We start from the raw sequence: 20,477 nt of genomic DNA, 5'->3' as shown, positions 1-20,477 counted from the left end.
GATGAATATTGATATTTCTGAACTACTTGAACCCATTAGTGATAGTTTGCCTTGTGGTGACGACTTTTCGTTTTCTAATGAATTTCATGAAATAAAAAAAGCGAAGACACAAGATGATCTATTACTAGATCAAGGTGATTGGGTTGCTGAGCGCAAACAAGCCGATTGGGACTTTGTAGCAAAGAACACGAGTGTTTTGCTAAAAGATAAAACGAAAGATATTCGTCTATTAACTTGGCTCTTAGAGGCTTGGACTCATCTTTATGGTTTTGAAGGTATGGCTAAAGGTTTAACTTTAAGCCATACCATGCTGAATCAATACTGGCAGGAAATACACCCTGTTATTGAAGATGATGACTTGGATCAACGCATTGGTTTACTACAGGGTTTAATTAATCAATTGCCTGGCTTGTTGAAGAAAGTTTCTTTAACCAATACAGCTCCTTATTATAATTTGCTTGATTACGATAATTTTCTATATCACGAAAATGTTCGCCGTAAACAAACTGAAGAGTATGACAGCCAGTCAGGACCATCTGAATTAGAACAATTCGACCAAGCCATTTTTAATACTTCTAAAACTTTTCAATACTCTAATTATCAAGATTTTAGTTCAGTCTTAACCGAGTGGGATGTTTTAAAACAGACTCTTGATCATTTAATGGGATTAGATTCGCCGAGTTTTGCTGCGATTGATTCAGCATTTGAGACTATTCACAGCACATTACGCAAGATTTATAAAGCAGAAGCTTTTGGTACGGGACTTGCACCAATCCAAGAACAGGCTACTGTCATCACGAGCTCATCTATGGAAAATCAAGTGCCTGTACAAGTTGTTTCAGATCAGCCTGCTTTTCAGCCTCAAGCACAAACACACTTGGCTAACCGCGAGCAAGCAATGAAAGTGCTGCAAGAGATCGCAGATTACTTCCAAGCAAATGAACCTCATAGCCCTGTGAGCTATATGCTTCAAAAAACCATTAAATGGAGTCAAATGCCATTACATGAATGGTTAGCGCAAGTCATTAAAGATGAGCATCCATTACAAATGGTTCAGGAAATGTTAGGTGTGCAGCCTAAAAATGAATATGAATAAAGATTGGTAAAGACATATGTTTAAAGCTGAAAAAGTCCTGTGGGGCGAAGGTTTATTTTTAAGACCTCAACATTTCCAAATTCAAGATACCTATCATGAACAACGCCTAAATCATACGGTTCGTGCGGTTGTGCCTTTTTCGTATGGTATTCAAAAATTGAGTTTCGACGAGGCTCAATTGAGTACGCATATTCTTGCTCTTGAGTCTGTAGAGATGATCTGGCAAGACGGTGAAATTTATCAGGCGCCTGCATATGATTTATTGCCTGAACCAATTTTATTAGATGATCTTAATTTACGTGGTGAGATGCTAATCTATTTAGCATTGCCACTCTTACAAGCAAATAAGCAAAATTTAATTGATCAAAACCAAGCGCAAAAGGGTAGATATCAATCTCACCTTGTCGAAACGCATGATCTATTTACGAATGCTACCGAAGCCGATATTAGTTTGCTACGCCGCCGTGCTGTTTTTAAATTATTAGATGTTCATAGTAATCCAGATCATAATTTAGATGGTTTCTTATATCTGCCGATTGGAAAAATTAAGCGCCAAAGCTCTGGTGCTTTTGAAATTGACCGAAAGTTTATTCCACCAATTTTGCACGTGGATGCCTCTGAAACACTCATTTCAAACTTAAAAAGAACACTGAATGTGATTAAGGCAAAAATTAAGACGATTCAAACCAATAACCGAGAAAATGAACAGAAATTAATTGAATTCCGTTCAGGTGATATTGTTTCTTTCTGGTTAGTGAATGCCTTAAATACAGCTCATGCCGGTTTAAATCATTTTGTGCAATATCCACAAATCCATCCAGAACGGTTGTTCTTTGAATTGTTACGTTTAGCAGGTTCTTTATTAACTTTCTCGACGGCGTATGATGTTGATCAGTTGCCTGCCTATAAACACCATAATTTACAAGAAAGTTTTTCGCAGTTAGACACAATTCTACGTGATTTACTCGATACGATTATTTCGAGCCGTTACATCAGTATTGCACTTAAAGAAATCCGCCCTTCATATTGGGTGGGAAGTCTTGAGACCGATAAGATTACTCGAGACACTCGACTTTATATTGCAGTATCAAGTAGTGCAATGCAGACACATGAGTTGATCCAGATTGTACCTTTACGATTCAAGATTGGTAGTACTTTAGATGTAGAGCAACGTGTGGTTGCTGCATTACCTGCAATTCCATTGCATCACTTGATTCAGGTTCCAACCGCGATCCCTGTACGTTCTGGTGTGAGCTATTTTGAAGTTGAACCACATCATGAATTATACCAGCGCATGTTAGATTCGGAGACGATTTGTATTTATGTTCCAGCTGGATTCCAAGATATCAGTATTGAACTGATTGCGGTTATGAACGCTTAAGGGTAAAGGAGAGAAAAATGTCACAATCCACAGGTGCTCCTTCTTTATTTGACGATGGGCAAATTGGAACGGGTGGGAATAATAATAGCCAGTCTCAAGCAAAACTACAGGCAATCAATCTTATTGATTTATTGCATGATGGCTTTTATCTGGTTTTTTTGATTCGAAATCAGTATGTGCCGGCAGACGCTCAGCAGTTTCGTGAAAAAATCTTAAATTTACTCAATCAATTTGAGCAGCAAGCTAAAAAGTTGCAATTTTCAGCTGATGATATTCATGATGCTAAATATGCATTTTGTGCTTTGATTGATGAAACTATCGTAACGCAACAAGACCCAAGCTATTTTAATTTACAAAATGCTTGGTTAATTAGCCCATTGCAATTGAGCTTGTTTGGTTCTCAGTTAGCTGGGTATCGTTTCTTTGAAATTTTGGAGCAATTGCGAAGTCGTGGAAAAGAACGTCTAGCTGCGTTAGAGGTATTTCATTACTGCCTTTTGCTCGGTTTTCAGGGTAAGTACCGAATTGAATCTATTGAAAGTCTCAACCACCTAGTATCAAGAGTGGGTGATGAAATTGACTATTTAAAAGGGAAAAAAGTTGCGTTTTCGCCGTTCTCGGCAATTCCCGATCAAATACGAAATATTATTCATCGCGAAGTACCTTTCTTTTGGATTTTGATCTTTTTATTGATTTTTGCATTACTTACCTTTGCGGGTTTAAGATTTATGCTGAACAATCAAAATGATAAAGCATTATCTAACTATCAAAATGTGATTTCTGCTCCTCAAGAGCAAGCACATATTACAATTTATTTACCTTGATGATGGAACGAAATGGCTCAGGAAAAACCAACTTCTATTCGAGTTTTACAATCGAATAAAAAAAAGCCGAAATCACCAGTACTTTATATTGTGATTGGTGTGATTGCAGGGGTGTTTGTCAGCATCTCGCTATTCCTGTTCTTGTCTCAACCGAATTCGCCTGAATCAGCAGCAATTGAGAGTAAATCAACGGAAGAGCAAATTTTAAATCAAGATGCTGTACATTCTTCAGATGAACAAAATCAGGTTGTTGTAAGTCAAGATAATGAGACGGACTCAATGAGCCGTGATGGCTTTGAGCAGCCAAAAGATAATGAGTTAAGCAATATTTTTAAACCTGCTCCACATAAAGCTGTTGCTACGAATGAACAACGAGTTTCGCCGTTTGATGAGCAGCTAACAGGTGAAAAGAAAGTTCAGGTTGTGCCTCAGCTACAGACTGGTGCAGCTAAAGCGGCTCAGCCCAAAATACAGCCAACTCAGCAAAAACCTGTGAGTAAGCCGCAGCAACAAGTGGTGCAGGCTAAACCCGTAGTTGAGAGTAAAGCTCCAGCCGAACCAGAACCTGAGGTTGAGCCACCTAAGGCATCGGTAGATATTAAAATTACACGAAGTCCTTTTGCCGTGAATTAATGAACTGATGATGATCTTTCTCATTTTCTTTTGCTTTACATGTTTGGCAATTGGTTTAGCGTTTTTAATGTCTTATGAACTCAGGAGTAGAAGCAAAGATTTTGTATTGTCATTACTGCCCCAAGGGCGTAAACAGCTTAATCAGGTTAAACAATTTGCTCAAACCATGAATCAGGCAGCTGCTCCTGAAAAATTACAATCTCATTGGCATTTACAGCAATGGTGGATTGTAATTGCAGGTTTTTTCTTGTTTGCCAGTATATTAGTTTTTGCTTTTACTCGTCCGATTAGTTCAACCCGAATTGAAGCTGAATATCTGAAAAAAACAGATCCTCAAATTTATGCACTTTTGAATGGTGAAATATTATCGCCACCGCCAGAAGTAGATGAAAGCCTAATTGAAGCCGCAATTGTTGAGGCGACGCAGTTAGAGCAGCAATATTCGTCTCAAAATAGTGGAGCTATTAATTCTTCACCGATTGATAACGCCAGTTTCGATGGTCGAGCTATTCTGGACACAAATTTAGTTGATCGTAAATGGGACAAAATGAACCCACGATATAAACAGCGTTTACTCATGGTCTTTAAAATCATGAAAGAACAATATGGTTATGAGTTGGTTCTATTAGAAGGCTATCGTAGCCCAGCACGTCAGAACATGTTGGCGGGCAATCCAAATACGACTAGAGCGAGGGGTTATCAAAGCTACCACCAATTTGGTTTAGCTGCTGATGTAGCATTTAAGCGAAATGGGAAAGTGGTTATTTCTGAGCGAGATCCATGGGCAATGCAAGGCTATCGGTTATATGGGCAAGTCGCCGAATCGGTTGGTTTAACTTGGGGTGGACGTTGGAAATCTATCCAAGATTATGGGCATACCGAGTTCCGTATGCCAGGCTTAAGAAAAACTCAAGAAATGGCAGAAAAACTGATTGCTGAAAGTTCGAATGATATAAGTTAAATATTGATTGAGGATTGAAAACGTTCTTGTAAAACAGCCGTCATTTTATCTACAAGCTGGGAAATTATCCCAGCTTTTTCCCATGTGTAAATTGAAACGGCCATAGGAGGCACAGCTCCTAATGAATCATATCGACGTACTCTCCGTCCATTGGTCGTAGCTACAGGCAATAAAGATAATCCTAATCCTGTTTCAACACTGACTAACACGCTTTCTAGGCTACTACCCGTAAAGGCAATATACCAACGTCGCCGTTCGCGCTCTAAGGTTGCGAACATTTCGTCCCGATAAAGTCCGCCTTGAGGAAAGGTCACTAAACTCATGGGATCAGACCATTCAGTTGTTGAATTCGAACTTTCAAACCATGCCATTTCTTCTGGGAATGTAGCGTGGTGATCAGCACTAGCAGCAGGTTCTTTGACAATAATAATATCGAACTCACCATTCCGATAACGTTCTGTTAGGTTCCGACTTAAGCCAGAGGTTACATCTAAACGAATGGAACGATGCTCTTTGGCAAATATACCGAAAACTTCAGCCATTGCAGGACTCATCATATCTTCTGGTAAACCAATACGAATGGGAATACTTCCTGCCGGATCTTTAAGTAGGGCCTCAGCTTCCTGTTGAAGAGTCAAAATCCTTTGCGCATAACCAATTAGATATTCTCCAGATGCCGTCAATTTGAAAGGTCTTGCTGTCCGATCTATAAGGGCATGACCGACAGATTCTTCAAGTCGTGCTAACTGCTGACTAACTGTTGATTGAGTCAGGTGTAATCGATCGGCAGCTGCGGTAAAACCGCCAGTTTCAAAAATAGTGACGAAAGCACGTAAAAGGCGAGGATCAAACATATTAGGTACCGCCACACTTAAAAGCCGATAAGATATGTATTTATAATCTTAATACTATCGATTAAATAATTTAATTTCCAAATACTTTTGGTGAAGCTTATTCTAATTGCAAAATGTTTTGCCATAAGTTTTTATTGGGAGAGACCAGCATGCGTAAGTCACTAATATGGATGAATCTGATCGTCGCATTAGGGGCTTTGGGTTTTACAAATATGACGAATGCAATGGGTGAGTATCCTTTACATCAAGCAGTGATAAATAATGACACACAATCTATTAAACGGATTTTATCTCAAAAAGCTTTAATTGATGAGAGAGATGAAACTGGTTCGACTGCTTTGATGGTCGCTACAAGAGCAAATAATGTACATGCTGCTCATATGCTGATAGAGGCTGGGGCCGATGTAAATGCAAAAGACAATATTCAAGACAGTCCATATTTATATGCTGGTGCACAGGGATATTTAAAAATTCTAAGAATGACACTCATGCATGGTGCCGATTTAAAAAGTATTAACCGTTACGGTGGGACTGCACTCATTCCAGCAGCGGAACGAGGCCATGTTGAAACAGTTCGTACATTAATTGCGGCTGGTGTAGATGTTAATCATGTCAATAATTTGGGGTGGACCGCATTGCTTGAGGCCATTATTTTGGGCAATGGAGAACCAAAATATCAACGCATTGTAGAGCTTTTATTAAAAGCAGGGACTGATCCGAACTTAGCAGATAAAGACGGCATTACGCCATTACAACATGCGCGTTCTCGAGGCTACCCCGAAATTGAAAAAAGACTTCTTGCAGCTGGTGCAAAATAAAAAGTGAGAGTACATGATGGAAAAAGGTGAACAGTTTTTACGTAATGCGATTGAGCTTGCCTATAACAATATTGAAAAAGGTGGCAGACCATTTGGAGCAGTAGTTGTAAAGAATGGAGAAATTATTGCTTCAGGTGTAAATCAGATTCTGACAACCAACGATCCCACTGCACATGCCGAATTACTGGCGATTCGTGCAGCCAGCCAAGTTTTAGGAACTGCCAATTTAGAAGGTTGTTCTGTGTATGCAAGTGGTCATCCATGCCCAATGTGTATGGCTGCAATGCGTTTAGCAGGTATCAAGTCGGTGAGCTATGCATATTCTAATGAAGACGGAACACCATTTGGTTTGTCTACAGCAAAAATATATATTGAGCTTGCCAAGCCGTTTTCTGAGCAATCAATGAAAATTCAATATATACCGATCAGAGTTGAAAACCGCACTGATCTTTATGTGCATTGGAAGAATTATCAAGCCAAGAATTTAGGCCCAGAAGAATGAAGCCGGCTGGAGTTTTTTTGACTCGTCCCATGCTTGTTGTAACGGTAGCTTTGGTGGGCCTTAATTTAAGACCTTTTATAACTAGTATTGGACCATTGATTGCCAATGTTAGAACAGCCGCTGGTTTAAGCTTACAAGGGATAGCACTACTTACTTTGCTACCGATGATGCTTATGGGGGTTGTTGCATTTGTTGGCCCAATATTGCAGAACTATGTCGGCGAACGAAAAGCTATTCTTGGTGCATTACTGGCCATTTGTGGAGGATGTGCTGTCCGATTTTTATTGCCTACATCCGAAGGATTAATTCTTAGTGCAATAGTAATTGGATTCGGAGTTGCGATGATACAAGCGGCATTTCCCGGCATGATCAAAAGAGAATTTAGCCAATATATTGGTCCGATGATGGGACTTTATTCGGCTATGCTCATGGGAGGAGGTGCACTAGGTGCATGGTTAGCTCCCATAATTTCAAATATAACGGGTGTCTGGTCGATTGGCCTAGCTTTTTTTACCATTCCAGCTTTATTTGCATTTATATTGGCGCTTGTCTTTTTACCTATAAAAGTTAGTTCATCCATTCATCATGCGCCTGTACGCAAGTTGTTAAATCAACCTCGAACATGGTTATTAATGATGTGCTTTGGACTTGTAAATGGTGGCTACTCGTCAGTGGTAGCGTGGTTGGCACCTTCTTTTCAAGATCAGGGTTGGAGTGCAGCACAAAGTGGAAAATTACTCGCTTTGCTGGCCTTGAGCCAAGCAGCTTCAGCGCTCATTTTGCCTGTTTTAGCTAGGAAATATAAAGATCGACGTCCATGGTTATGGTTTACGTTAGCAATGCAGCTAGTCGGTTTCTCTGGAATGGCTTTTATCCCTGATTTTGCCTCTATGCTTTGGGCAATTTGTTTGGGCGTGGGTTTGGGTGGATGTTTTGCGTTAATGCTTATCGTTGCATTAGACCATTTTGATGATCCGATTCATGCAGGGGCTTTATCTGCATTGATGCAGGGTGGTGGTTTTTTACTGGCAGCAATCCCGCCGTGGATTATTGCGATATTGCATGATCTTACAAGAGCTTACAAAGCAGGATGGCTTTTTCATTTAGTCAGTGTGATATTGGTTGTTATTTTAGTAATTAGATTGAATCCCAAAAGTTATTTTAAGATGAGTCTGTAAAATGTTGAGTTAGCCGAGATTTTTTTTATAAAGAATTACTGATGCTAAAGCACAAGCAAATTAGGAAATAGTGATAGGATAGAACTGAAATTTTTCTGCTTCTAAATGAATACAACAATATTTGATTTCTATGACTTCTTCTTTGAAACAGCTCACTTTATTTAATCAAGGTTTAGGAAAAACCAGTCGATTTACAAAAGGTGTGGATGGAACTTTACAGGCGATTGAGCATTTAGGATATGTACAGATTGATACCATATCGGTTGTAGAGCGAGCTCATCACCATATATTGTGGAGCCGAGTGCCTGACTATGAATTAAATCATTTAAATAGTTTGGTTCGTGAGCGCCAGATTTTTGAATATTGGTATCATGCTGCGTCTTATCTTCCTATGAAAGATTATCGCTATGCGCTGCCTGCCATGATGTCTGTCAGGAACGGAGAAAGCCGTTATTTCAATAGAGGTGATCAACACCTTATGAATGAAATTTTGGCGCGTGTTCGTGCTGAAGGAAAAATTCGTCTCCGTGATATTGATAAGAATAATAAAAAGAGTTTGGGAAACTGGTGGAATACCGGACCAGGCCGCCGTGCTTTTGAGCAGTTGTATATGCAGGGTGACCTGATGATCTGTGAGCGTAACGGAATGGAAAAGGTCTATGATTTGACCGAGCGCTGCTTGCCTGAAAATATTGATTTAAGTATGCCTACGCTTTATGAATATGCGCAGTATTTGTTTAATAATACGCTTCGAGCACATGGTGCATTTACATGGAAACAATTAGTTCATCTAAAGAAAAATGATTTAAAAGAAACTATGCGTGTCGTTTTGAAGGAGCAAATTGACGCAGGTGTTGTATCAGCAATTAAACTTGAGAATGGTCAAACTGTATATGTTGATGTTGCTGCAATAGAACAAAAGGTTAGTACTGATTTTGGTTTAAAAATACTGTCACCTTTTGATAATTCTCTTATTCATCGTGACCGTCTAGCTTCTTTATTTGAATTTGATTACCGCATTGAATGCTATGTACCAGCGGCCAAACGTGTATATGGTTATTTTTGTTTGCCGATTCTATATCAAGATGAGTTAGTCGGCCGAGTAGATTGTAAAGCGCATCGTTCTATCAAAGAGTTAGAAGTGATTAGCCTGCATATAGAAAAAACAGTAAAAAATAAGGAGCTCTTCTTCTTCGAACTAGAACAAGAGCTCAAGCATTTTGCTGCGTTTAATCAATGCTCAACTATTAATGACAAAGTGATGAAGCGTATTCGTACTAAAATTTAGACACCAAAAGCACTCCCGCTTTTGATGTTTTCACTTTTTTAGTTCAAAGGCATACGATATTCAATAATTCCTGGTTTTTGTGCAATCCAGTCATAAAGCTTTTGCGCTGTTACATTGGTTTCTTGAGTATGCCAATATAAACGGTCACAGTTGTGTTTGATTGCTTGCTTCTGCACATATTCAATGAGTTGCTTACCAATGTGTTGTCCACGAACTTCAGGTGAAACATAAAGGTCTTCTAGATAACAGTAATTATTTTTTGCCCATGTTGAACGATGAATAACATAATGCACAATTCCTAAAACCTGCTCACCTTGTTTAGCAACGGCACAGTACATAGGTTCATTCTCATCGAAGAAACGTTCCCATGTTACTTTTGTGACATGAAGGGGTAAATTCACTTGATAAAAATTTTGGTAAGAAAGCCAATATTTTTCCCATTGTGAATAATCTTGCTGCTGAACAGGAATGATTTGTAGACCTTGATTTTGCATAATAATTACACTCTGTTTTAAAGTAATAAAAAATCGACAACTAGAGTGTAGTTTTGATAGTGGTATTTTTATAAGATACACTTTTGATATTTTTCACAGTACCAGTTTTGATATGGCAGCTTCGTTTTCTGCATCTTTTCCCCATTTAATTTTGCCAAAAGGCCAGATTAAAGATGGGTTATATACGGCTTTGCGTGATGCCATTTTAGATGGAAGGTTAACTGCCGGAACAAAATTACCCTCAAGTCGTGCTTTGGCAGAGATGATGTCAATTTCAAGAAATTCTGTATTGGCGGCTCTTGAACGATTACTGGATGAGGGATATTTATTTACCAAACCAAGTTCGGGTACGTATGTTGCTGAGGTTGTGCCAGATCAGTTAATACACGTTCAAAAAAATTCAAAAGAAACGTCTAAAAATACTCATCGTTCCTTAAATATTAATCCGAATATTGAAGCTTTATTGGATTCATGGCGAAAGCAGTCATGGTTAAGTAAAAAGAAAAAGATGTTTCATGTAGGGGTAGGTTGTATTGATTTATTTCCTCATCAACTGTGGGGCAAGCTATTAACACAAGCTTGGCGGCAGTCGTATTATCAGCTTGGTCAATTTTACGACCCACGTGGCTATCTACCTTTGCGTCAGGCAATTTGTGAATATGTTCGCTCCACCCGAGGGCTGAACTGCAACGAAGAGCAAATTATTATCGTAAACGGAACGCAGCAAGCTATTCATTTAACAGCCTATGCATTACTTCAAGCAAATGATGAAGTGTGTTTGGATGAGCCGGGATATGATGCAGCTTTTAAGATTTTTCGAAGTTTTGGTGCACAGGTAAATTTGATCGAGAGTGATGAGGAGGGAATGCAAATCTCTGACATTACAAATCATTACTTCAAAAGCAAACTGGTATATACAGCACCTTCACATCAATTTCCTTTAGGAGGAACTTTAAGTTTAGCTCGCCGTTTTGCTTTATTAGATTGGGCAAACAAAGAAGAAAAATGGATTTTTGAAGACGATTATAATAGTGAGTTTCGCTATGGCACTCACCCAATTCAAGCTCTACAAGGTTTAGATCAGCAGCAAAGAGTCATTTATTCTGGCACTTTTACCAAGATGATGTTTCCAGAGTTTCGTTTAGGGTTCATGGTTGTACCTGAAGCATTAATTGAAACCTTTAGTGCAGCTAAATATTATACTGACGTGCGAAGTTCATATTTAGAGCAGGTCGCTTTAGCTCTATTCATTCAACAAGGCCACTATGCTCGACATGTACGTAAAGTTCGAAAAGCATGCTATGAGCGTCAACAAGTATTGATTAACGCTATTAATGAATACCTTTCAGATGTACTCGATGTTCAACCAACAGATTCAGGCATTCATCTTATATGTTGGTTAAAAGCATCATGGACTGAGCAGGAGTTTATTTCTCATTGCTCGGCATTGGATTTGGAGATTCAACCTCTATCAAGATATTGTCAACTTGAGTCGAAAAAAGCAGCAGTTCTGTTGGGCTATGCTGCACATCAACCTGAGGAAATGGTGGAAAATATTAAGAGACTAGCCATCAGTATCAAAAAGTAAAATAGCTAAACTTTTCAAAATTATATCAGGATTTTAGAGTGATTTTATTTTTAATGAGAAGGGCAAAATATTTATTCGATTTTAATATTTTGATGAAATTTTAAAAAATTTAAATTTAAAAGATTTATTAATCTTATTTTAAGCTAACTTCATTATTTTAATAATATCAAAGCTCAGTACAGTACACCTTTTGGCCACATTCTCCAGATGTGGCCTTTTTTTATTAGGAATAAATACAGCTTAGAATGAATTAATTTTTTAAGGAGAATAGGATTTAATCTTCTTCCATGGCATTACTATAAAACTTAACACCTAGTTTAATTCGGTCTCGACCATTACTCATACGCCAACGGTTGGTGTCACGTAAAGAATATACACAACCGCAATATTCCTGTTGGTAAAATTCCTCTCGCTTACTGATTTCAATCATTCGACTAGAGCCACCATTTTTTCGCCAGTTATAATCCCAATATTGAATATCTGGATAATTGGATGCTGCTCGAATTCCGCAATCATTAATTTGAGCCATATTTTTCCAACGAGAAATTCCTAACGAACTACTGATGAGACTAAAGCCGTGTTCATGTGCATAAAGGGCAGTTCGTTCAAAACGCATATCGAAACACATGGTACAACGAATACCGCGTTCTGGTTCATCTTCCATACCTTTAGCTCGAGCAAACCAATTATCCGTATCATAATCTGCATCGATAAATGGAATATTATGCTTTTCTGCAAAACGAATATTTTCTTCCTTACGGATGAGATATTCTTTTACCGGATGAATATTAGGATTATAAAAAAATATCGAAAATTTAATTCTAGAATCAATTAATGCTTCCATAACTTCTCCTGAACAAGGAGCACAGCAAGAATGAAGTAATAATTGATCATGTCCAGATGGGAGTTCTAATTTTAAACGTTGGGTTGACATAATAAAAAAATAAATTGCAATTCTAATAATTATATATTTTTATTTTGTATAATGTGAACTGAATTATTTTCAATTAAACATGAAATTTATTTAATATTTTAAAATTTATTTATTACTTTATTTGTGGTTTAGTTGAATATAATGAAATAATTAGATTATTAAATATTAAAATTATTTATATCGGCTCTTTTAAATTTATTAACCGAAATACTATATAGTAATATAAAATATAGATAAATTTAATATTTTTTAAAATAATAATATTAAAAGATAGCTAGGTAAGTGATTGATGTTTCTAAATATAATTTGAAATTTTTTTATGTTTTTATTGTGATGTGTGTCACAGATAAACCTTATTTTTTCAATTAAAATATTTCTTTAGATTTGTAGCTTTAATAAATCTATACTATAAAACTTGAAGTGTTTTTAAATTTAAGTGTGTGATTATTTGAGATATGAAAGATTGGCAATGTAAGTATTGTAATGGTTACATTATGGTTAATCATTCAAAGATCAGTGTAGGAGAAAAAGTTTACTTTTTGGTATATAAATTTGATGCAAAGAATGAACGGAAAAAATTATATAAAAAGGGAATTGTAGTTGCTCGCTACGATAATATACTTCACATTGAGTCACGTAAAAAAACTTATAAGATCGAGCAAGCTAAGGTCTATCCATTAGGAGCACCAATGCCTTTTGTTTACAACATGTTTTGGATTTGCGGGTGTCCATGTATCCTACAAAATTAATTTCTTAAATTTAAATGTCGGCAGCTCATTTTATAAATTTAATTGAATTAGTAATCGTATCAAATTTATTTTCACAGCTTTTATAGAAAAGTTCAGAGCGATAAGCTCATAAAAGTGGCTTTTAGCAGTTAAGGTGTTTGGATTTTCATTTGACAAAAACAATAGGCTCTCTTATAAACCTCGAGTAAAGTTGAGGTTAATCATGATAAGTGAAAATAAAAAAGCTGACTCTAGTCGAGTTTTGACTGTGGGAGAAGTTGCAAAAAGGAGTGGAGTTCCTGTCTCGACCCTACATTTTTATGAGACGAAAGGGCTGATAAAAAGTATAAGAACCAATGGTAATCAGCGCCGCTTTCCATTAATTGTTTTAAGGTATATTGCGATTATTAAAGTTGCTCAAAGAGTAGGAATTCCTTTAAATGAAATTAAAGAGGCTCTTAGTGCATATCCTATGGGGAGCAAATTAACAGCTAAACAGTGGAAAGAGTTATCAAGCCATTGGCGAAAAGATCTCGATGATCGTATTCAAAAATTAACGAGGTTACGGGATGAAATGGACTGGTGTATAGGCTGCGGTTGCTTGTCACTAGAGCAATGTCCGTTAAGAAATCCTGAAGATGTTTTGGGCCAAGAGGGATCTGGAGCACGAATTTTAGAAAGGCCATGATCGCAATATTTTGATAATTATTTTTAGAAAGGAAAATCTTAAATTCCAATCAATTAAAGAAATGGTGAGTAGAACTCCCAAGTGAGTTTTTTATTGTAAACAAGACACATGAAACATGAATTTTTTTGATATCTTTAGTTTTTTTATTAAGAAGCAAAAATTTATGAAAAAAATTATCTTTCTTGGTTTAGCGCTTGTTTCGTTAACGGCTTTTTTATCTGTACAACATAAAAATCCAACTCCACCAAAAATTGGTTCACCAAACCCAGCTAGTCAATATTGTGTTGAACAAGGCGGGAAATTAGAAATTAGAAATGAAGCAAATGGTCAGGTTGGGTATTGTCATTTACCAAACGGCCAAGTCGTGGAAGAATGGAAATTATTCCGTGATAATCAAGCAAACTGTGTAGCAGAAGAAGCTCAAAAATTAGTGGGTCAATCTGGCCTTACTGATGATCAAATTAAACAAAAAACTAAATCAGAAATTGTGCGAAAAGTGGCTCCAGGTCAACCAATGACTATGGATTATCGTACAAACCGAGTTACAGTTACTATTGATCCTGCTTCTAAGAAAATTATTCAAGCAACCTGTGGTTAATGTGTCTAATTAAAATTTGGTAAATCAAATTTTAAAGAAAAGAGCCTGCAGAAATGTGGGCTTTTTTTTCTTTAATTTTCGGAATAATGGATAACGGGATACTCTTTTTGTTGTGGCAGCTTCTGTAAGGCCTGATTAATTTTGATGAGAAAAATATCCACTTTGTCTTGGCTTGGATTGTTGGTGTTGTATGAAGCTCTTTCTTGATAGTTAATTCCGCATCCAATAATTTTCATATTTGCAGGATTAAAGCTCCAATCATTTTTATTTTTGATCGAGATATCTAAATCACTATCACATTCTTTCCAGAGTTTTAAAAATTGATTGGAATATACAGTTGGAGCTTCTTGTGCTCGGTAGGCTGTAAATCCTTGCATTTCAGGATTAGCAAACTGAAGGAGATGATTGGTAGGCATTCCTCCCCAAAGTATAGCGGTATCTTTTGGTAGCTTTATTCCTGTTATATGTTCTTCTTTAAGTGGTGCAGTTTGCTCATCTTTCTGTTTGGACTTTTGAGATTTATAAACCAGTTTTGTTCCAACAGGAACTGTTACACCTTTGACTTGAGTTATTTGTGTTGTATAGAAATAAGGCGAATCATCACGGTTACAGCCTGTCGGGTTATAACAGCCAATACAACCACTTAACAATAAAACCGGAAAACTTAAAATACTTAATTTGAAAATTCGATCCATTTTTCTTGTCTTTAATTATGTCTAGAAATTTAATATATCAGTATTTAAATCAATAATAAAAAAAGCCCCTAGCGGACTAGAGGCAGAAAAACATCAGATGCAAGAACAGGTGAATTATGCATCTGAGTTAAGTAGGTTGTATCAAACCATGTAATGCACTTTACCAGCAAAAATGAATAAAAATAGGGAGGTGCGACTAATGGCTAATATTTGTAGTTTTTTATTTGTACAACTTCCTGTACTTGTTTTAAGGAAGGAGGCGCTAATACATTTATATTTGTTAATAAAAACTACAAAAGTTATGGCTGTGAACAAAGTTATTTATAGTGATTGTTCAACCGTTGTCTTTTTGTGCTACTGCCGAAGAGTTATTCGTGATTTGTACTTGGCTTAATGATAATTTTAGAGCTATCCGAAAGGACACAATAATGACGAACATACGAATAATAATGAATCGAAGGTAGGACCACGTGTTTATTAGTGTATTTGATCTTTTTAAAATTGGCATCGGCCCATCTAGCTCCCATACAGTTGGACCAATGCGTGCGGCATACAGTTTTGTGGAAGATTTATTGAAGCAAAACGATTTACAAGCAACGGTTAGAGTTCAGGTGAAGTTATACGGTTCGCTGTCGGCAACCGGTGTTGGTCATGCGACAGATAAGGCTGTTCTGTTAGGTTTAATGGGTTTTGATCCTGAACATATTGATACCCAAGTAAGTACAAGCTTGATTGAAGATGTTCTTGAAAATAAAGCCATCCAGCTTAATCAGCAAAAGACTATTTCTTTTGACTATAAGCATGATGTGCTTTTTTTAGATGAATCTTTGCCTTATCACCCCAATGCAATGGAACTGATAGCCTATAACGAGGCTCAAGAAATTTTATATGCAGAAACTTACTATTCGGTGGGTGGTGGCTTTATTGTTAGCCAAAGACAATTAGCAACAACTCAAACTGAAACCAACGACGTTAAGGTTCCATATCCGTTTCACAGTGCGGCTGAACTTTTAAGCTTATGTAAAACTCATCATTTATCAGTGAGCGAGTTAATGCTTGAAAATGAAAAAAGCTGGCGTAGTGAAACTGAGATTCGTAGCAAGATTATGGAAATCTGGAAAGTGATGCAGCAATGTATTCACAATGGATTAATTAATGAAGGCATATTACCGGGCGGATTAAACGTAAAACGTCGGGCTAAAAAAATTCACGATAAGTTATTAAATAAGAAAAACTCAAACCTGATTGTGACGACTTTTCATGCGATGGAATGGGTCAATTTATTTGCCTTAGCGGTAAATGAAGAAAATGCTGCTGGCGGTCGAGTAGTGACGGCACCTACAAATGGGGCCGCAGGAATTATTCCGGCGGTTTTATATTACTACGTGACTTTCTCTAAAGACTTTTCCGAAGATAAAGTGGTTCGCTTTTTTTTAAGTGCGGCAGCCGTTGGCATTTTATGCAAACTCAATGCTTCTATTTCTGGTGCAGAAGTAGGGTGTCAGGGCGAAGTCGGCTCGGCGTGTGCGATGGCTTCGGCGGGTTTAGCCGAGATTTTAGGAGCATCACCTGAGCAAGTGGAGCATGCGGCTGAAATTGGGCTTGAACATAATTTAGGGTTAACGTGTGACCCGATTGGTGGTTTGGTTCAGGTGCCTTGCATTGAACGAAATGCAATTGCAGCCGTAAAAGCCATTAATGCAGCCCAAATGGCACTTCATGATGACGATGAACACTTTGTCACACTAGATAAAGTCATTCAGACTATGAAGGAAACAGGTAAAGATATGTCTGAGAAATATAAAGAGACTTCAAAAGGCGGTCTCGCTGTTAACGCCATTGAGTGTTAAAAAAATGAGATGGGGACGAGGTGACCCCATCTCATTTTAAACATTAAGCCTCGCGAGCAACTAAAGTTAAAATGTCGTAAGTTGCGACAAGTTCACCGCGTTGGTTTTTGACTTTAATATCCCATACCACAACGCCATGTGCAGGCTGAGACGGGTCTTTTTGTGGTTTAGGTGTTTTTTGTTTACAGGTGAGTTCAACTTGGATTGAGTCACCAATTTTAACCGGTTCAACAAAACGTAAGTTGTCCATACCATAATTGGCAATTACAGGGCCTTGTGCTGCATCTACAAATAGACCTGCTGCGGCAGACACAATGAAATATCCATGTGCCACACGTTCACCAAAGAAAGACTCGGCAGCTGCAATTTTGTCAGTATGTGCATAGAAGTAGTCACCGCTTAAACAAGCAAAATTGACAATATCTGCTTCGGTGACTGTACGGCGCGCCGTTAATAAACGCTCACCAATTACTAACTCATCAAAAGACTTTTTAAATGGATGTACTCGGTCTTCATTAACTTTCGAGCCAGCAGTCCATGAGTGGGTAATTTGCGTCAGGCTATTTGGAGAACCTTGAATTGCAGTACGCTGCATGTAGTGTTTAACGGCGCGAATACCGCCTAACTCTTCACCGCCACCTGCACGACCAGGTCCGCCGTGTACTAAATGCGGAAGTGGAGAACCATGTCCTGTACTTTCTTTTGCGGACTCTGCATCGAGTACATGTACACGGCCATGCCAAGGGGCAATTTTTTGAATAATCTGTTCAATATTCTCATCGTTATTTTTAACGACAGAAGCCACTAGGCTGCCTTCGCCACGTGAAACAAGGTCAGCTAGTTCTTCAATGTTTTGATATGGCATGAGTGTACATACCGGACCGAAAGCTTCTGTGGTATGAACATGTGTCGCTTGTAAAGGTTGCTCACATAACAATAAAGTTGGAGCAAAAAAAGCACCTTTTTCAGGATGGTCGGCATTAAATGTAAAGCTATTATTGCCACCAAAAACAATTTTTGCGTCTTTGCTGAGTTCAGCAACTTTTTCTGCAACGTCATGTTTTTGTTTAATGCTCGCTAAAGCGCCCATGGTGGTTTCTTCTTTTTGAGGGTCACCCACCACAACTTTAGCAAGTTTGGCAGTTAGCTTCTCTTGTACAGTCGCTAACAAACTTGAAGGAACGAATGCACGACGGATTGCTGTACATTTTTGGCCTGCTTTTGTGGTCATTTCACGGAAGACTTCACGCACAAATAAATCGACAGTTTCTTCATTTGCATCAGGGCTTAAAATTGCACTGTTTACCGAGTCGGCTTCCATGCTAAATGGAATCGAATATTTATTGAGGTGAGGGTGGTTACGTAGTTTTTGACCTGTGTAAGCAGAACCTGTAAATGTCACACAGTCTTGAGGGCCTAAGTGGTCGAACAAGTCATAAGTCTGACCACAAATGAGTTGTAGCGAGCCTTTTGGTAATACATGTGCCTCTTCAATGGCTTTTACAACCGCTTGAGTTAATTGGGCACCATCGGTTGCAGGCTTAACAATACATGGCACACCCGCAAGTAGCGTCGGTGCAATTTTTTCAAGCATTCCCCAAATTGGGAAGTTAAAAGCGTTAATGTGAACGGCAACACCCGCTTTAGGGCTTAAAATGTGTTTAGCGCCGAAAGTGCCATTTTTAGAGAGTTGAATCCAGCTATCTTCAGTAATAATTTTTTCGTCATTGAGTTCACGGCGAACCAGACTCGAATAAGCGAATAAGGTCTGAATACCGCCTTCAATATCAATCCATGCATCTTTACGAGTTGCACCTGTTGCATAAGCAAGTTTGTAAAACTCTTCCTTACGTTCAAGTAAATATTGGGCAATTTGTTTTAAAGCATTAGCGCGTTGATGAAACGTCCAGTTAGCCAGTTCTGAACCATTTTGTTTGGCATATTGAACAACACGTTTCATATCTATGCCATGACTACTTACGGCATAAATCGCTTCACCTGTAATAGCATGATAAACAGGGCGCAGTTCTTCACTCGTCGAATGCCATGTTCCATAGACAGAAGAAGCAAGATGAGGCAGTTGATGCTCAGACTGCTGAAAATCTGTGTCAGTTGAGGTTCCTTCTAGGTGTGCTTGTTCAAGCATGACCAAACTCCTTTTTTATTTGATACATCAATTATAAAAATTGCAAAAATATGATTCATAATTTCAGATTAATTTGTCTAAAAGTCAACTTTATTTTGATTTGTAAACGTAAAAAGATTTTTTGTTTTTAATTAATATTTATTAATTTCAGTTATTTAATTCTTGTTTTTTGGTTGGATTTAATTTGATACTAAAAAAGTGATTGACTTTGTTTTTAGTGTATCGAAAAATAGATTCAAGGGTGATACCTACAGGGAATGAAAGAATGGAAAACAATTACCAGAAATTTGAACAAAATATTGCCAATGAAATTACGATCGAGGCTAAGGATCAAATGCCCGATGCCTATCGCAAAACATTGATTCGTCAAATTGGGCAACATGGCCATTCTGAAATTGTAGGTATGTTGCCTGAAGGAAACTGGATTACTCGCGCACCAACTTTAAAACGTAAAGCGGTTTTGCTTGCGAAAGTACAAGATGAAGCGGGTCATGGCTTATATCTGTATAGCGCAGCAGAAACCTTAGGTGCAGACCGTGATGACATGATGGAAAAATTAATTGATGGGAAAATGAAATACTCATCAATCTTTAACTATCCAACTTTGACTTGGGCAGATGTCGCTGCAATTGGCTGGCTTGTCGATGGGGCAGCCATTGTGAACCAAGTTGCGCTTTGCCGTACTTCATATGGGCCATATGCACGTGCAATGGTACGCATTTGTAAAGAAGAAAGTTTCCACCAACGTCAAGGTTTTGAAGCCATGATGGCTTTGGCAAACGGAACGCCAGAACAAAAACAGATGGCACAAGATGCAGTAAATCGCTACTGGTGGCCAGCGCTCATGATGTTTGGTCCAAGTGATGAGCATTCTCCAAACAGCGCACAAAGCATGGCGTGGAAAATCAAACGCTTTAGTAACGATGAATTACGTCAAAAGTTTGTTGATAACACCGTGCCACAAGTACTGCAACTTGGCTTGGAAGTACCGGACCCAGATTTAAAGTTCAATGAAGAAACAGGCCATTATGAGTTTGGCGAGATTGACTGGCACGAATTTAATGAAGTGATTGCCGGACGTGGACCATGTAATCACGAGCGTATCGAAGCACGCCGTAAAGCATGGGAAAACGGCAAATGGGTTCGTGATGCAGCAGTGGTCTACGCGAAAAAACAGCAGCTTGAAGCGAACAAAGTGGCTTAACAAGATTTATGGAAAAA

20 protein-coding genes are annotated in these 20,477 nt (G+C 38.0%); 15 read left to right on the top strand and 5 right to left on the bottom strand.

Translation table 11 applies throughout. From position 1 onward, the window contains the following. Position 1 precedes the first annotated feature (1 nt). The 5 genes from tssA to J663_RS13530 are packed head-to-tail and all read left to right on the top strand — an operon-like array spanning position 2 to position 4,895. Positions 2-1,096 (top strand): type VI secretion system protein TssA, encoded by a 1,095-nt coding sequence (tssA, locus tag J663_RS13550; RefSeq protein ID WP_033850363.1) that lies wholly within the window; start codon positions 2-4, stop codon positions 1,094-1,096. Positions 1,097-1,112: 16 nt separating this feature from the next. Further along, positions 1,113-2,477, top strand: coding sequence for a type VI secretion system baseplate subunit TssK (tssK, locus tag J663_RS13545; protein ID WP_033850362.1), 1,365 nt, complete (start codon positions 1,113-1,115; stop codon positions 2,475-2,477). Positions 2,478-2,494: 17 nt separating this feature from the next. Next, positions 2,495-3,301 carry a type IVB secretion system protein IcmH/DotU gene (gene icmH / locus J663_RS13540; protein WP_002114531.1) on the top strand — a complete coding sequence of 269 codons (807 nt, stop codon included), beginning with the start codon at positions 2,495-2,497 and terminating at the stop codon, positions 3,299-3,301. 12 nt (positions 3,302-3,313) lie between these two features. Then, positions 3,314-3,934: a hypothetical protein gene (locus J663_RS13535; protein WP_033850359.1), complete on the top strand. Its 621-nt coding sequence runs from the start codon at positions 3,314-3,316 to the stop codon at positions 3,932-3,934. Between the two features lie 7 nt (positions 3,935-3,941). After that, positions 3,942-4,895, top strand: a complete 954-nt coding sequence (locus J663_RS13530) for a M15 family metallopeptidase (protein WP_032003326.1) — start codon at positions 3,942-3,944, stop codon at positions 4,893-4,895. Here J663_RS13530 and J663_RS13525 read toward each other — a convergent pair. Beyond that, positions 4,892-5,749: a LysR family transcriptional regulator gene (locus tag J663_RS13525; RefSeq protein WP_033850357.1), complete on the bottom strand. Its 858-nt coding sequence runs from the start codon at positions 5,747-5,749 to the stop codon at positions 4,892-4,894. The two genes, J663_RS13530 and J663_RS13525, sit on opposite strands and share 4 nt — an antisense overlap. Before the next feature lie 149 nt (positions 5,750-5,898). On the opposite strand from J663_RS13525, the gene J663_RS13520 reads away from it, so the two are divergent. The 4 genes from J663_RS13520 to J663_RS13505 all read left to right on the top strand — a co-directional run bounded on the left by J663_RS13520 (position 5,899) and on the right by J663_RS13505 (position 9,535). Further along, a complete protein-coding gene (locus J663_RS13520) occupies positions 5,899-6,567 on the top strand; it encodes an ankyrin repeat domain-containing protein (RefSeq protein ID WP_033850355.1) in 669 nt (222 codons plus the stop codon). A 16-nt stretch (positions 6,568-6,583) separates the two neighbouring features. After that, on the top strand, positions 6,584-7,069 hold the full coding sequence (locus J663_RS13515; RefSeq protein WP_033850582.1) for a nucleoside deaminase: 486 nt from the start codon (positions 6,584-6,586) through the stop codon (positions 7,067-7,069). Continuing rightward, on the top strand, positions 7,066-8,247 hold the full coding sequence (locus J663_RS13510; protein ID WP_033850353.1) for a cyanate transporter: 1,182 nt from the start codon (positions 7,066-7,068) through the stop codon (positions 8,245-8,247). The genes J663_RS13515 and J663_RS13510 overlap by 4 nt, the downstream gene beginning before the upstream one ends. A gap of 130 nt (positions 8,248-8,377) precedes the next feature. Next, the gene (locus J663_RS13505) at positions 8,378-9,535 is read left to right on the top strand and encodes a winged helix-turn-helix domain-containing protein (RefSeq protein WP_033850352.1); all 1,158 of its coding nucleotides are present in this window, start codon (positions 8,378-8,380) and stop codon (positions 9,533-9,535) included. 38 nt (positions 9,536-9,573) lie between these two features. On the opposite strand, the gene J663_RS13500 is transcribed toward J663_RS13505, so the two are convergent. Continuing rightward, positions 9,574-10,029 (bottom strand): GNAT family N-acetyltransferase, encoded by a 456-nt coding sequence (locus tag J663_RS13500; protein ID WP_033850345.1) that lies wholly within the window; start codon positions 10,027-10,029, stop codon positions 9,574-9,576. Positions 10,030-10,141: 112 nt separating this feature from the next. On the opposite strand from J663_RS13500, the gene J663_RS13495 reads away from it, so the two are divergent. Then, positions 10,142-11,617 carry a PLP-dependent aminotransferase family protein gene (locus J663_RS13495; protein WP_033850341.1) on the top strand — a complete coding sequence of 492 codons (1,476 nt, stop codon included), beginning with the start codon at positions 10,142-10,144 and terminating at the stop codon, positions 11,615-11,617. A gap of 274 nt (positions 11,618-11,891) precedes the next feature. Here J663_RS13495 and J663_RS13490 read toward each other — a convergent pair whose 3' ends face one another. Then, on the bottom strand, positions 11,892-12,551 hold the full coding sequence (locus J663_RS13490) for an epoxyqueuosine reductase QueH (protein WP_068972723.1): 660 nt from the start codon (positions 12,549-12,551) through the stop codon (positions 11,892-11,894). 455 nt (positions 12,552-13,006) lie between these two features. Here J663_RS13490 and J663_RS13485 point away from each other — a divergent pair, with 455 nt between their 5' ends. The 3 genes from J663_RS13485 to J663_RS13475 all read left to right on the top strand — a co-directional run bounded on the left by J663_RS13485 (position 13,007) and on the right by J663_RS13475 (position 14,565). Further along, positions 13,007-13,300 carry a hypothetical protein gene (locus tag J663_RS13485; protein ID WP_033850339.1) on the top strand — a complete coding sequence of 98 codons (294 nt, stop codon included), beginning with the start codon at positions 13,007-13,009 and terminating at the stop codon, positions 13,298-13,300. Positions 13,301-13,502: 202 nt separating this feature from the next. Beyond that, positions 13,503-13,967, top strand: a complete 465-nt coding sequence (soxR, locus tag J663_RS13480; RefSeq protein WP_032003334.1) for a redox-sensitive transcriptional activator SoxR — start codon at positions 13,503-13,505, stop codon at positions 13,965-13,967. Positions 13,968-14,130: 163 nt separating this feature from the next. Then, positions 14,131-14,565, top strand: coding sequence for an I78 family peptidase inhibitor (locus J663_RS13475; RefSeq protein WP_033850580.1), 435 nt, complete (start codon positions 14,131-14,133; stop codon positions 14,563-14,565). Positions 14,566-14,636: 71 nt separating this feature from the next. Here the strand turns inward: J663_RS13475 and J663_RS13470 are convergent, their stop codons facing one another. After that, positions 14,637-15,260 (bottom strand): hypothetical protein, encoded by a 624-nt coding sequence (locus tag J663_RS13470; protein ID WP_033850336.1) that lies wholly within the window; start codon positions 15,258-15,260, stop codon positions 14,637-14,639. Between the two features lie 470 nt (positions 15,261-15,730). On the opposite strand from J663_RS13470, the gene J663_RS13465 reads away from it, so the two are divergent. Further along, the gene (locus tag J663_RS13465) at positions 15,731-17,110 is read left to right on the top strand and encodes an L-serine ammonia-lyase (protein ID WP_033850335.1); all 1,380 of its coding nucleotides are present in this window, start codon (positions 15,731-15,733) and stop codon (positions 17,108-17,110) included. Between the two features lie 43 nt (positions 17,111-17,153). On the opposite strand, the gene paaZ is transcribed toward J663_RS13465, so the two are convergent. Beyond that, complete coding sequence (gene paaZ, locus J663_RS13460) at positions 17,154-19,256, bottom strand: phenylacetic acid degradation bifunctional protein PaaZ (RefSeq protein WP_033850334.1); 2,103 nt, start codon at positions 19,254-19,256, stop codon at positions 17,154-17,156. Between the two features lie 265 nt (positions 19,257-19,521). Between paaZ and paaA the strand changes: the two genes are divergently transcribed. Continuing rightward, a complete protein-coding gene (paaA, locus tag J663_RS13455) occupies positions 19,522-20,460 on the top strand; it encodes a 1,2-phenylacetyl-CoA epoxidase subunit PaaA (protein ID WP_014206395.1) in 939 nt (312 codons plus the stop codon). The last annotated feature ends 17 nt before the right edge of the window (positions 20,461-20,477 follow it).

Origin of the sequence: Acinetobacter sp. 826659 (assembly GCF_000588515.1) — a bacterium.
In the GTDB taxonomy this organism is placed as follows: Bacteria; Pseudomonadota; Gammaproteobacteria; order Pseudomonadales; family Moraxellaceae; genus Acinetobacter; species Acinetobacter pittii.
This window is presented reverse-complemented; position numbering and strand designations above follow the sequence as displayed.